We start from the raw sequence: 11,899 nt of genomic DNA, 5'->3' as shown, positions 1-11,899 counted from the left end.
ACTTGTCAAGCAGTTATGTTGTGAGTGGATAAAAAATGAGCCAAACTAGTCGCTTGATTGACCGACGATTAGCAAAAGCTTTGGTCTTCTTACAAGCGTGTATGATTCCTGTTGCAGCTTTGCTTGCATGGATGATGAAAGACACCACTGCTGCTCTAAGTGCTGCGCTTGGGGCTTTGGTATGTTGGTTGGCACATTGTTATTTTGCTTGGCAGTCGTTTAGAACGGCAGGCGCAAGAGCATCAAAACAAGTCATGCTGAACATGTATCGAGGGATGCTCGGTAAGTTTGCAATCGTGATCGTGGGTTTTATTTTAATTTTGAGCAATGTTAAACCGCTGTCACCGGTTGCGTTGTTTTGTGGATTTATCCTCGTTCAAACGATGTCGTGGGTCGCGCCATTTTGGGTGTCACGTCTACAAAAACGAGTTTAAAACACATTTAAGATTTTTTGGAAGTGTGAGTGAGATTATTGCAGTTCGCAGAATTCGCTTCGCTTCTTTTTAATGATTGACATTGACCAGGTGTGATTTATGGCTGCTGAAGAACATGCCCTTACTTCGACCGAGTATATCAAGCATCACTTGACCAATATGACCTATGGCAAAATGCCTGATGGTACATGGAAGTTGGCTGAGACTGCTGAAGAAGCTCATTCGATGGGGTTCACTGCAATTCACTTGGATTCAATGGGTTGGTCTATCGGACTTGGTGTTATTTTCTGTTTGTTATTTTGGACAGTTGCGAAGGCTGCAAATGCTGGCGTTCCAACTAAATTCCAATCTGCAATCGAAATGATTATCGAGTTTGTGGACTCAAGTGTTCGTGATACTTTCCACGGCAAATCGCGTTTAATTGCTCCTTTATCATTGACCATCTTCGTGTGGATTTTCCTCATGAACGCAATGGACTTGATTCCTGTTGACTGGATTCCTTTCCTAGCTCAAAAGATTGGCGCAAGCGTGTTTGGTATGGACCCTCACCACGTTTATTTCAAGGTTGTTCCATCTACAGATCCTAACATTACCCTTGGTATGTCATTGTCTGTATTTGCACTGATCTTGTTCTATAGTATTCGTGAAAAAGGGATCGGCGGTTTCGTCGGTGAATTGGCACTTAACCCATTTAACCCAAGTAACCCAGTTGCAAAAGCGTTATTGATTCCAGTGAACTTGATTTTGGAATTAGTAACTTTTCTTGCTCGACCAGTTTCGTTGGCTCTACGACTGTTCGGTAACATGTATGCGGGTGAGTTAATCTTCATCTTAATCGCGTTATTACCGTTCTGGATTCAATGGGCGTTATCTGTGCCTTGGGCTATTTTCCACATTCTTGTAATCACGTTGCAAGCATTCATCTTTATGATGCTGACCATCGTTTACTTGAGCATGGCAAGCGAAAAGCATTAATGGTATTGCCTAATTATCAATCGATGGTTAGGCTTAAATTTTAGTTTAATTTGGTAATAACCTAACCTCTGAGGAATTTTTCATGGAACTCACTTTAGGTCTAGTTGCAATTGCATCTGCTATCTTGATCGCTTTTGGTGCTTTAGGTACTGCGATTGGCTTCGGTCTTTTAGGTGGCCGCTTCTTAGAAGCTGTTGCTCGTCAACCAGAATTGGCTCCACAACTTCAAACTCGTATGTTCTTAATTGCGGGTCTTCTTGATGCTGTGCCTATGATCGGTGTTGGTATTGGCTTGTTCTTCATCTTCGCTAATCCATTTGTAGGTTAATAGCTTAATTCCTAAATCCACATATTGAGGAATAGCGAAATGAATATCAACCTCACATTGATTGGTCAAGCGATTGCATTTGCGTTCTTTGTCGCATTCTGCATGAAGTTCGTTTGGCCACCACTAATCAATGCGATTAGTGAGCGTCAGCGTAAAATCGCTGATGGCTTAAATGCTGCTGAAAAAGCAAAAGCTGACCTTGCTGATGCGCAAGCACAAGTTAAGGCAGAATTAGACGCAGCAAAAGCACAAGCGGCTCAATTGATCGAACAAGCGAACCGTCGTGCAGCACAATTGGTAGAAGAAGCGCGTACCCAAGCATCTGCTGAAGGTGAGCGTATTCGTCAACAGGCGAAAGAAACTGTTGATCAAGATATCAATGCTGCTCGCGAAGAATTACGTCAACAAGTTGCTGCTTTGGCAGTTGCTGGCGCAGAAAAAATTCTGAACCAACAAGTTGACGCAGAAGCTCATAATGCCATGCTGACTCAGCTGGCTGCTAAACTTTAAGCGAGGCGAAATATGGCTGAACTCTTGACGTTGGCACGCCCATACGCTAAGGCAGCATTTGCTTATGCATCTGAGCAAAATGCAACTGACTCTTGGTCAAATGCATTACAACTGCTCAGTGCTGCGGTGCAAGATGAAGCATTTTCCGCTTATTTAAATCGCCCTGAGTTGACTCCTGCGGAGCAGGTAAGTCTTTTTGCGAAAGTTTTAGGTGAAGATCAATCACAAGCAGTGTCGAACTTTTTGACATTACTTGCAGATAATGATCGTTTAGTTTTATTGCCTGAAATTGCAGCAGAATACGAATTACTTAAATCGCAGAACAACAACACTTTGGAAGTAGAGATTGAATCTGCTTTTCCATTAGATGCGACACAAGAGCATATTTTAGCTCATGCGCTTGAAAAACGTTTTAACAGAACTGTTCATGTGACTGTTAGCGTTAATCCAGCGTTAATCGCAGGTGTTGTGATTCATGCAGGCGACCAAGTGATAGATGACTCTGCGCTTAACAAGCTTGAAAAAATGCGGACTCGTCTTCTTGCGTAATAGCAAAAAGACTGAACTTAAAAAAGATTGAGGAATAGCGCAATGCAACAACTGAATCCATCCGAGATCAGTGCGCTCATTAAACAGCGTATCGGCGATCTGGACACCAGCGCGACCGCGAAGAATGAAGGTACCATCGTCATGGTATCTGACGGTATCGTGCGTATTCACGGTCTTGCGGATGCAATGTACGGTGAAATGATCGAATTCGACGGCGGCTTATTTGGTATGGCACTGAACCTAGAACAGGATTCAGTGGGTGCCGTTGTTTTAGGTAACTACCTAAGCCTGCAAGAAGGTCAAAAAGCTCGTTGTACAGGTCGTGTATTAGAAGTTCCGGTTGGTCCAGAACTTCTAGGCCGTGTCGTAGATGCTTTAGGTAACCCAATTGATGGTAAAGGCCCAATTGATGCAAAATTAACTGATGCTGTTGAAAAAGTAGCACCAGGCGTAATTTGGCGTCAATCAGTCGACGAACCTGTTCAAACTGGTTATAAATCAGTTGATACAATGATCCCTGTAGGTCGTGGTCAGCGTGAGTTGATTATTGGTGACCGTCAAACTGGTAAAACAGCAATGGCGATCGATGCGATCATCGCTCAGAAAAATTCTGGCATTAAATGTGTATACGTTGCGATTGGTCAAAAACAATCAACAATTGCAAACGTTGTACGTAAGCTAGAAGAAACTGGCGCTATGGCGTATACAACTGTTGTCGCAGCTGCGGCAGCTGATCCTGCGGCAATGCAGTATTTAGCTCCGTACTCTGGTTGTACAATGGGTGAATACTTCCGTGACCGCGGTGAAGATGCGTTAATTATTTATGATGATTTGTCTAAGCAAGCTGTTGCTTACCGTCAAATTTCATTGTTATTACGTCGTCCACCAGGTCGTGAAGCGTATCCAGGTGACGTATTCTATCTTCACTCACGTCTTCTTGAGCGTGCTTCGCGCGTTTCAGCTGACTATGTTGAGAAGTTCACTAACGGTGCAGTAACTGGTCAAACTGGTTCTTTAACTGCATTACCGATCATTGAAACTCAAGCGGGTGACGTATCTGCATTCGTACCAACGAACGTAATTTCGATTACTGACGGTCAGATCTTCTTAGAAACATCATTATTCAACGCAGGTATTCGTCCTGCTGTGAACGCGGGTATCTCTGTATCGCGTGTTGGTGGTTCTGCTCAAACTAAGATCATCAAAAAATTGTCTGGTGGTATCCGTACTGCTTTAGCACAATACCGTGAATTGGCTGCGTTTGCTCAGTTCGCTTCTGATCTTGATGAAGCAACTCGTAAGCAACTTGAGCATGGTCAACGTGTAACTGAGTTAATGAAGCAAAAACAATATGCTCCTTACTCAATTGCTGACCAAGCTGTTTCTGTTTATGCATCTAACGAAGGCTATATGGCTGACGTAGAAGTGAAGAAAATCGTAGACTTTGATGCTGCGTTAATTTCTTACTTCCGTTCTGAATATGCTGCGTTAATGCAACAGATCGATGAAACTGGTGATTATAACAAAGACATCGAAGCAGCAATCAAATCAGGTATTGAGAGCTTCAAAGCGACTCAAACTTACTAAGTTTACCTTTAGTTAAGTTTGGTTCACGGATCAACCTTCGAAAGCTCGAAAGGGCTTTCGAATACTAGGTTAAGCGTATGGCAAATTTAAAAGAAATTCGCGCCAAAGTAGCTAGTATCAAGAGCACGCAAAAGATTACTCGCGCGATGCAAATGGTAGCTGCTTCTAAAATGCGTCGTGCGCAAGAGCGCATGGCTCAGGGCCGTCCGTATGCCGATAATATGCGCCGTGTAATTGCTCACTTAGTTCAAGCAAACCCTGAATACAAACACCGTTATATGGTTGACCGCCCAGTTAAGCGTGTTGGCTATATCGTAGTGTCTTCAGATCGTGGCTTGGCAGGTGGCTTGAACATTAACTTGTTCAAGAAAGTTGTGCAGCATGTCAAAGCACAACAACAGCAGTCAATTGAAGTTGAATTTGCTTTGATTGGTCAAAAAGCGGTTTCGTTTTTTAAGAATTACGGCGGTAAAGTGCTTGGTGCAACGACCCAACTTGGCGACGCGCCGAGTTTGGAACAGTTAACTGGCTCTGTACAAGTTATGCTTGATGCATTTGATAAAGGCGAATTAGATCGTATCTATCTCGTTTCAAATGGTTTCGTCAATGCGATGACTCAACAGCCTAAAGTAGAACAACTTGTTCCTTTAGCACCAGCGCAAGCAGGCGATGATCTCAACCGTACTTATGGTTGGGACTATATCTACGAACCAGAAGCAGAAGAATTGTTAAATGGTTTGTTGGTTCGCTACATCGAGTCTATGGTTTATCAAGGTGTGATTGAAAACGTTGCATGTGAGCAGTCTGCTCGTATGGTCGCAATGAAAGCAGCGACAGACAACGCAGGCCAATTGATTAAAGACCTACAACTCATTTACAACAAGCTGCGTCAAGCCGCGATTACTCAGGAAATTTCCGAGATCGTTGGCGGTGCCGCTGCCGTTTAACATTATTAAGTTTGAATTGAGGAGACAGCAATGAGTAGCGGTCGTATCATTCAGATCATCGGCGCGGTTATCGACGTCGAGTTTGAGCGCAATAGCGTTCCTAAGATCTATGACGCTCTCCAAGTTGACGGTACTGAAACTACTTTAGAAGTTCAGCAACAGCTTGGCGATGGTGTTGTTCGTACCATCGCAATGGGTTCTACAGAAGGTCTTAAACGTGGCCTTAATGTAACTAGCACAAATGCACCGATTTCTGTTCCAGTGGGTCCTGCTACGCTTGGTCGTATCATGGACGTATTGGGTCGCCCTATCGATGAAGCAGGTCCTGTAGCGACTGAAGAACGTTTGCCGATTCACCGTCAAGCACCTTCTTATGCTGAACAAGCAGCTTCTACTGATCTTTTAGAAACTGGTATTAAAGTCATTGACTTACTTTGCCCGTTCGCGAAAGGTGGTAAAGTTGGTTTATTCGGTGGTGCGGGTGTTGGTAAAACCGTTAACATGATGGAGTTGATCAACAACATCGCTAAAGCGCACTCAGGTTTATCTGTATTCGCTGGTGTTGGTGAGCGTACTCGTGAAGGTAACGACTTCTATCACGAAATGAAAGATTCTAACGTTCTTGACAAAGTAGCAATGGTCTACGGTCAGATGAACGAGCCACCAGGTAACCGTTTACGCGTAGCGTTAACTGGTTTGACTATGGCTGAATACTTCCGTGATGAAAAAGACGAAAATGGTAAAGGTCGTGACGTATTATTATTCGTCGACAACATCTACCGTTATACACTTGCGGGTACTGAAGTATCAGCATTGTTAGGTCGTATGCCATCTGCGGTAGGTTACCAACCGACACTTGCAGAAGAAATGGGTGTTCTTCAAGAGCGTATTACGTCTACTAAATCTGGTTCGATCACATCGATCCAAGCAGTATACGTACCTGCCGATGACTTAACTGACCCATCACCTGCAACAACGTTTGCTCACTTAGATGCAACAGTAGTATTGAGCCGTGATATCGCATCTTCTGGTATTTATCCAGCGATCGATCCACTTGACTCAACTTCACGTCAGTTAGATCCATTGGTTGTTGGTCAAGAGCATTATGAAATTGCACGTTCTGTACAGAACGTATTGCAGCGTTATAAAGAGCTTAAAGACATCATCGCAATCTTGGGTATGGATGAGTTAGCAGAAGAAGATAAATTGGTTGTTTACCGTGCGCGTAAAATCCAACGTTTCTTCTCTCAACCATTCCACGTAGCTGAAGTGTTTACTGGTGCTCCTGGTAAATTAGTACCACTTAAAGAAACGATTCGTGGCTTTAAAGGTCTATTAGCTGGTGAATACGATCACATCCCAGAACAAGCGTTCTATATGGTTGGTGGTATTGACGAAGTGATTGCTAAAGCCGAGAAACTTTAATTAGCAACTCTAATTTAAGGAGATTCTCATGGCGACTATGCAATGTGATGTCGTAAGTGTTAAAGAGTCTATTTACTCTGGACAAGTGACGATGTTAATCGCAAAAGGTGCGGGTGGTGAGCTAGGTATTTTACCAGGGCATGCGCCACTTGTAACTTTACTCCAACCGGGACCGATCCGTGTTCAGTTGGAAAATGGTACAGAAGAAATCGTGTATGTATCAGGCGGTGTGTTAGAAGTTCAACCTCATGTTGTTACTGTGCTTGCAGATACTGCAATCCGTGCTGACAACTTAGATGAAGCTGCAATTATGGAAGCTCGTAAACAAGCTGAACAATTGTTAGCAAATCAAAAGAGTGATTTGGACTCGGCTGCTGCTCTTGCTGCGCTTGCAGAAACTGCGGCTCAGCTTGAAACCATCCGTAAAATCAAGAATCGTGCAATGTAATTGCAGATTTAAGATTGAGAAAGCCACCGAAAGGTGGCTTTTTTTATTGATACATTTTAAAACAACGGGTCAGTTTGATAAATGCTGAGCTCGAAAAGTATAAACAAATGAATCAAATGGGGCATGATTTTCCAAATCTAAGCAAGCAGAAAGCTAATACTTCAGTTTCTATGCCATCGTATCAGATACAACCCATCAAAATGAGTTATGAGATTTAATATTGCTAAGATCATGTAATAAGTATTCTTATTCTCTAAAAGCTCAAGTATTTCTAATAAAGATACTTGAGCTCAAGAATTTAAATACTCATATCAGCAAGCCAGAGGAAATAACCACCGTAGCTATTAAATTTAAATTCACCACCAACATTTTTCCCTTCATCTGTTAATTGGTGCCTACCTTTATCATTAATCATGAGAAAGCCTTTAGCTACAAATTTTTCTAAAAGCTCATTTGTTTTCAGTTTATGTTTGGCAGCAAGTTTTGAAGTTGTTAATTTGCTAAAATCATCTTGTTCACTATTTTCTTGGCTTATTTCTGTATCTTTCACCTCATCAAGAGAAATTCTAACTTCATCGCTGATTCGAATAATGCGTTGGGCTTCTTCATAAGCATCTTTGAACACTAATTCATCATGATCTTTTTCAATCAAAATTCCCATCTCATTATTATTCACTTGGCTAAACTCATATAAGTTTAGACTGGAAATTATACAAGTTGATTCATTGATGTAACATTTAGCATGAAGATTCTTACAGAAGCTCACCCTTACATAATCAAGTTTTTGCATCCATTTGATTTCATCAGGATGTAAATCACTTTTGCCATAAATTATACGAATATCAATTTTAAGACGATTTTTATCTTCAAGAAGTTCCTTTATACGATCATTTAGTTTTAAAAAAGGGCTAATTAGGATAAGGCGTTCTTTTGCATTTTTAATTAATTCTTCTAGATAAAAATTAGTTGCACTTGTATTAAGAAATTTAGACATGCCGTTCCAACATTTATGTAAATATTAAAATTAAAGTAAAAAAATTATAATATTTATTTTAATAAAGAGAATAGTTAAACCATTCTCTTTATTAATTTTTTATTTTATTTTGCTAATTCAGCTTCAATCGCACTGACGATACGTTCATCATCTGCGGTAATGTCAGGTGCAAAACGCGCTACGATTTCCCCATTTTTATTGACTAAGAATTTCTCAAAATTCCATAGTAATTCAGGTGGATTGTTTGGTGTTAAGCCATAATCAACGAGGTCTTTCCACCAAGGTCCTTCACCAATACGTTCTGGAATTGCTTGTGTGAGTGTTTGATATAAAGGATGTTTGTCTTCACCTGCAACAGAGATTTTTGCAAATAAAGGGAAGTGGACGTCATAGTTGAGTGAACAGAATTGTTCGATTTCATCATTTGTCCCTGGTTCTTGCTCTAAGAAGTTATTTGCAGGGAAGCCTAAAATTTCTAAGCCCTGATTTTTTTTCGCTTGATAAAGTTTTTCTAGGCCTTCGTACTGTGGTGTTAAGCCACATTTTGAGGCTACGTTAACAATTAGTAGAACTTTACCCTGATATTGCTCAAGATCAACGTCTTGACCTTTAATATCTTTAACTGGAATGTGATAAACCGACTGGCTCATGGAATACGTCCTAATGTTGTTGTGACAAGACTTGTTTGTTTTAACTGCTAATTTCGTACAGTGCAATCCTCTTGATATGAATCCATACAAATTATGAGCAAAAGCACGTCTTGGATTTATATCGAGGCATTTTTGAGTTGAATAGGAGTTTGTCCTGTATAGCGCTTGAAGAATTCAATAAAGCTAGAGCTATGGTGATAATCTAAAGTATATGCCAATTGTTTAATGGTCATGCCCTGACGAATCTGGTTGATGGCAAAGATGATCTTGGCCCGATTGCGCCATTCAGACAGCGAAAGCTGCAACTCCTGCTGGCTTAGGAGCAAGACATGACGCTCACTCACGGCAAAGTCTTGTAGCACCTGCTGGAGACTGGCATTAAATAAATCGGGATTAGAAAGTTTTTCCAGAATTGGCGACAAAACTGGATGGGTGCTTTGCGGTAAATAGTGTGAATAAGCAGGCGCTTGCTTTAATTGATCAAACAATACCTGTAGCAAGTGTTCAAGGTATTCAGGTCGCGTATCCTGTTTCTGCTGTTCCAGAATCTGTACCACTAAGGCACGGAAAAAGGGTTCAATACTAAAGCAACGGCACACATCACCTAAATATTGTCCAAATTTGGGGTGCAAACGAATACAGATATAGTGGATTTGATGTTCAACAGGGAGCGACTGATGTTCAGTACGCGGTGGCAACCATAGTCCATAACTGGGCGGAGAAAGATAGTATTGCCCCTCAATATCAAACTCCAGCGTACCATTTAAACTAAAATTAAAGTCGCCCCAGAGTGAGGAATGTGGACTGACAATATCATCCTTTTGGTATAGAAATTCATGTACTTCGATACCATTTAAAAAAGATAATTTTTCAGTCTCATCATACTTCATTCAGGGTTTTCATTTAATTTTCACAAGTGACTTTAGGATTGTTCAAACCTTTTGCTAAGGTGAAAAGATGGATACAGACGGAGGTAATAAAGCTGATTACAGCATAAATTAAGATATTTTTATTGAAGTGATCAAGCGTATAAGTCTCAAGTTGTAAATTTGGATCTGCTTTTAGATTTGATGTCGACATAGCGGTATAAATGTCTGAAATACGATATTTCAATTATTTTAGACATCTTTCAGAATAATCCTAATCTAGAAATATTGTGAGATGGCTGATGACTCAGTTAAGTAAATACCAAAAATGGGCATTTGTACTGCCATTGATAGCAGTCTTAATTTGGTCATTAAATATTGCAGTGACTCGTTATGTTGCGGACTATATTTCACCCGTCAGTATTAGTTTTTATCGCTGGTTTGTTGCCTTTCTCATTTTGACACCATTTATGTTGCCCAAAGTATGGAAACAGCGAGCTTTGATTCGCCCATATATTCCTAAATTAGCAGTTCTGAGCGCTTTTGGAATGGTTTTATATCAAGGGCTTTCTTATACAGCAGCACATTATACCACTGCAACAAATATGGGTATTGTAAATGCCTTTGTTCCAGTTTTTACCATTTTTATCTCTTATATTATTTTAAAAGATAAGCCAAATCGATTTGCGATTTTTGGCAGTTTCCTATCATTTTTCGGCCTACTTTATGTAATGAGCCAAGGACATTTCTCTCGCTTATTTGATCAAGGAGGTCATTGGGGAGATGCTGTTATGGTCTTGGCTGTAGGTTTTTATGCATTTTATGGCGTCTTTCTAAAAAAATGGCAAGTACAATTGCCATTGATGACCAGTCTCTATATCCAAATCGCTTTTGCGTTGCTATACCATCTTCCATTTCTACTTTGGTTGGGCTTAGATACAATTAATGTAGATAATGTAGCAAGTGTATTGTATGCAGGTATTTTTCCATCGTTAATCGCACCTTTATTATGGATGATTGCTGTACAAAGCATTGGTCCAAACCGTACTAGTATTTTTATGAATTTGATGCCTGTATTTACTGCAATTATTGCAAGTGTATGGCTATCTGAGCATTGGACGATCTACCATACCTTAGGCGGTGTGACGATTTTGGTCGGTATCATTTTAGCGCAAAAGAAAACGGAAAAAGCACCTGTAGAATTGATTTAAAGCGCCACTTAAATATGAAATGATCGTATAAAATTGGTTGAAATAGCGACAAACACATCAAAATTTTTATTTAATGAAGATTATTTCTATATGATTTTCAAATATATTTTAGATATTTATCAAGTTTGTGACCAAAAAAATTTCAATAAAAATAGAAATATAATTTTATTGAAATTTTAAAACTGACAAAAATGGTACGCTTTTCACATTTTTTGTTAGAGAAATAATATATTTGTATAAATCAAATGATTGATCCATAATAACTTTCAGAGTAGCTAGATTCATTTTTAATGATGAATATACTCAACCAATTTGCAGACCCTCTGGATGTGATTATACACATCCTTTTTATGCTCAGTTATCCCTATATAACTGAGCTTTTTTTTATTCACTATTTACATAATCAAGCGCGAATTACTTCACCTGTTAATGCGTTGAGAATTCGACTAGGTTCTTGGCTAAGCCCTAAATCACCCTCCAAATAATTCAGGGATACACCAAAATAACCTTGAGCTTGTTCTAAATTTTGTGCTGGGTTTAGTCCCGCGGGATTGGCACTGGTCGATACAATAAAGCCGCCAAAGGCATTACAAAGTTCGACGCACAAAGGATGCGTGGTTACACGTACAGCAACCAATGGATGTTGACCTTTAATCCAAATAGGAATGTGCTCATCAGCGGGAAGTAACCACGTAGTTGCTCTTTCAGTTGCTACACGATCCGTCCAACTATCAATCACTTGCTTACGTATCTTTGGGGCTAAGCTTTGTAACAAATGCTCAACTTGCCCTAAGTGACCTGCTAATAAAATGACTCCTTTTTCAATTGGGCGATGTTTTAGCTCAAGAATGTTTTGAAAAGCTTGTTGATTGAATGGATCGCAGCCTAAGCCCCAAACAGCTTCTGTTGGATAAGCAAGAACTTGTCCTAGCTTCAAAAGCTGTGCTGCTTCCGAAATTGATGAGGTAATCATGG

The 11,899-nt window shown here is 40.3% G+C and carries 14 protein-coding genes and 1 pseudogene; 10 read left to right on the top strand and 5 right to left on the bottom strand.

Going from position 1 to position 11,899, the window contains the following annotated elements:
• Nucleotides 1-35 precede the first annotated feature (35 nt).
• The 9 genes from F908_RS00135 to F908_RS00095 all read left to right on the top strand — a co-directional run bounded on the left by F908_RS00135 (nt 36) and on the right by F908_RS00095 (nt 7,203).
• On the top strand, nt 36-434 hold the full coding sequence (locus F908_RS00135) for an ATP synthase subunit I (RefSeq protein ID WP_004665211.1): 399 nt from the start codon (nt 36-38) through the stop codon (nt 432-434).
• 99 nt (nt 435-533) lie between these two features.
• On the top strand, nt 534-1,409 hold the full coding sequence (gene atpB, locus F908_RS00130) for a F0F1 ATP synthase subunit A (RefSeq protein ID WP_004665210.1): 876 nt from the start codon (nt 534-536) through the stop codon (nt 1,407-1,409).
• Between the two features lie 82 nt (nt 1,410-1,491).
• Complete coding sequence (gene atpE / locus F908_RS00125) at nt 1,492-1,737, top strand: F0F1 ATP synthase subunit C (RefSeq protein WP_000424060.1); 246 nt, start codon at nt 1,492-1,494, stop codon at nt 1,735-1,737.
• A gap of 39 nt (nt 1,738-1,776) precedes the next feature.
• Nucleotides 1,777-2,247 carry a F0F1 ATP synthase subunit B gene (locus F908_RS00120; RefSeq protein WP_004665208.1) on the top strand — a complete coding sequence of 157 codons (471 nt, stop codon included), beginning with the start codon at nt 1,777-1,779 and terminating at the stop codon, nt 2,245-2,247.
• 12 nt (nt 2,248-2,259) lie between these two features.
• The gene (locus F908_RS00115) at nt 2,260-2,796 is read left to right on the top strand and encodes a F0F1 ATP synthase subunit delta (protein WP_004665206.1); all 537 of its coding nucleotides are present in this window, start codon (nt 2,260-2,262) and stop codon (nt 2,794-2,796) included.
• Between the two features lie 42 nt (nt 2,797-2,838).
• Nucleotides 2,839-4,383, top strand: a complete 1,545-nt coding sequence (gene atpA / locus F908_RS00110) for a F0F1 ATP synthase subunit alpha (protein ID WP_004773229.1) — start codon at nt 2,839-2,841, stop codon at nt 4,381-4,383.
• Nucleotides 4,384-4,460: 77 nt separating this feature from the next.
• The gene (gene atpG, locus F908_RS00105) at nt 4,461-5,330 is read left to right on the top strand and encodes a F0F1 ATP synthase subunit gamma (RefSeq protein ID WP_004665202.1); all 870 of its coding nucleotides are present in this window, start codon (nt 4,461-4,463) and stop codon (nt 5,328-5,330) included.
• A gap of 30 nt (nt 5,331-5,360) precedes the next feature.
• Entirely contained in the window at nt 5,361-6,755 is a 1,395-nt protein-coding gene (atpD, locus tag F908_RS00100) for a F0F1 ATP synthase subunit beta (RefSeq protein ID WP_004798063.1), read from the top strand.
• A 28-nt stretch (nt 6,756-6,783) separates the two neighbouring features.
• On the top strand, nt 6,784-7,203 hold the full coding sequence (locus F908_RS00095) for a F0F1 ATP synthase subunit epsilon (protein WP_004665198.1): 420 nt from the start codon (nt 6,784-6,786) through the stop codon (nt 7,201-7,203).
• Between the two features lie 298 nt (nt 7,204-7,501).
• Here F908_RS00095 and F908_RS00090 read toward each other — a convergent pair whose 3' ends face one another.
• The 4 genes and pseudogenes from F908_RS00090 to F908_RS15290 form a co-directional block, all read right to left on the bottom strand.
• Complete coding sequence (locus tag F908_RS00090; RefSeq protein ID WP_005155294.1) at nt 7,502-8,197, bottom strand: phospholipase D family protein; 696 nt, start codon at nt 8,195-8,197, stop codon at nt 7,502-7,504.
• 104 nt (nt 8,198-8,301) lie between these two features.
• Nucleotides 8,302-8,847: a glutathione peroxidase gene (locus F908_RS00085; RefSeq protein WP_005155292.1), complete on the bottom strand. Its 546-nt coding sequence runs from the start codon at nt 8,845-8,847 to the stop codon at nt 8,302-8,304.
• Nucleotides 8,848-8,963: 116 nt separating this feature from the next.
• Nucleotides 8,964-9,737, bottom strand: coding sequence for an AraC family transcriptional regulator (locus F908_RS00080; protein WP_005155285.1), 774 nt, complete (start codon nt 9,735-9,737; stop codon nt 8,964-8,966).
• Between the two features lie 13 nt (nt 9,738-9,750).
• Nucleotides 9,751-9,879, bottom strand: a pseudogene (locus F908_RS15290) (MFS transporter); the annotation flags it as partial.
• Nucleotides 9,880-10,015: 136 nt separating this feature from the next.
• On the opposite strand from F908_RS15290, the gene F908_RS00075 reads away from it, so the two are divergent.
• Entirely contained in the window at nt 10,016-10,924 is a 909-nt protein-coding gene (locus F908_RS00075; protein ID WP_005155284.1) for a DMT family transporter, read from the top strand.
• A 403-nt stretch (nt 10,925-11,327) separates the two neighbouring features.
• Here F908_RS00075 and F908_RS00070 read toward each other — a convergent pair whose 3' ends face one another.
• Nucleotides 11,328-11,897 (bottom strand): L-threonylcarbamoyladenylate synthase type 1 TsaC, encoded by a 570-nt coding sequence (locus tag F908_RS00070; protein WP_005155277.1) that lies wholly within the window; start codon nt 11,895-11,897, stop codon nt 11,328-11,330.
• Nucleotides 11,898-11,899: the final 2 nt, after the last annotated feature.

The sequence above is a fragment of the Acinetobacter sp. NIPH 284 genome (assembly GCF_000369425.1).
Lineage (GTDB): Bacteria > Pseudomonadota > Gammaproteobacteria > Pseudomonadales > Moraxellaceae > Acinetobacter.
This window is presented reverse-complemented; position numbering and strand designations above follow the sequence as displayed.

Coding starts and splice junctions, on each gene's coding strand:
- F908_RS00135 (WP_004665211.1), top strand. CDS start 36: ATGAGCCAAACTAGTCGCTTGATTGACCGACGATTAGCAAAAGCTTTG.
- atpB (WP_004665210.1), top strand. CDS start 534: ATGGCTGCTGAAGAACATGCCCTTACTTCGACCGAGTATATCAAGCAT.
- atpE (WP_000424060.1), top strand. CDS start 1,492: ATGGAACTCACTTTAGGTCTAGTTGCAATTGCATCTGCTATCTTGATC.
- F908_RS00120 (WP_004665208.1), top strand. CDS start 1,777: ATGAATATCAACCTCACATTGATTGGTCAAGCGATTGCATTTGCGTTC.
- F908_RS00115 (WP_004665206.1), top strand. CDS start 2,260: ATGGCTGAACTCTTGACGTTGGCACGCCCATACGCTAAGGCAGCATTT.
- atpA (WP_004773229.1), top strand. CDS start 2,839: ATGCAACAACTGAATCCATCCGAGATCAGTGCGCTCATTAAACAGCGT.
- atpG (WP_004665202.1), top strand. CDS start 4,461: ATGGCAAATTTAAAAGAAATTCGCGCCAAAGTAGCTAGTATCAAGAGC.
- atpD (WP_004798063.1), top strand. CDS start 5,361: ATGAGTAGCGGTCGTATCATTCAGATCATCGGCGCGGTTATCGACGTC.
- F908_RS00095 (WP_004665198.1), top strand. CDS start 6,784: ATGGCGACTATGCAATGTGATGTCGTAAGTGTTAAAGAGTCTATTTAC.
- F908_RS00090 (WP_005155294.1), bottom strand. CDS start 8,197: ATGTCTAAATTTCTTAATACAAGTGCAACTAATTTTTATCTAGAAGAA.
- F908_RS00085 (WP_005155292.1), bottom strand. CDS start 8,847: ATGAGCCAGTCGGTTTATCACATTCCAGTTAAAGATATTAAAGGTCAA.
- F908_RS00080 (WP_005155285.1), bottom strand. CDS start 9,737: ATGAAGTATGATGAGACTGAAAAATTATCTTTTTTAAATGGTATCGAA.
- F908_RS00075 (WP_005155284.1), top strand. CDS start 10,016: ATGACTCAGTTAAGTAAATACCAAAAATGGGCATTTGTACTGCCATTG.
- F908_RS00070 (WP_005155277.1), bottom strand. CDS start 11,897: ATGATTACCTCATCAATTTCGGAAGCAGCACAGCTTTTGAAGCTAGGA.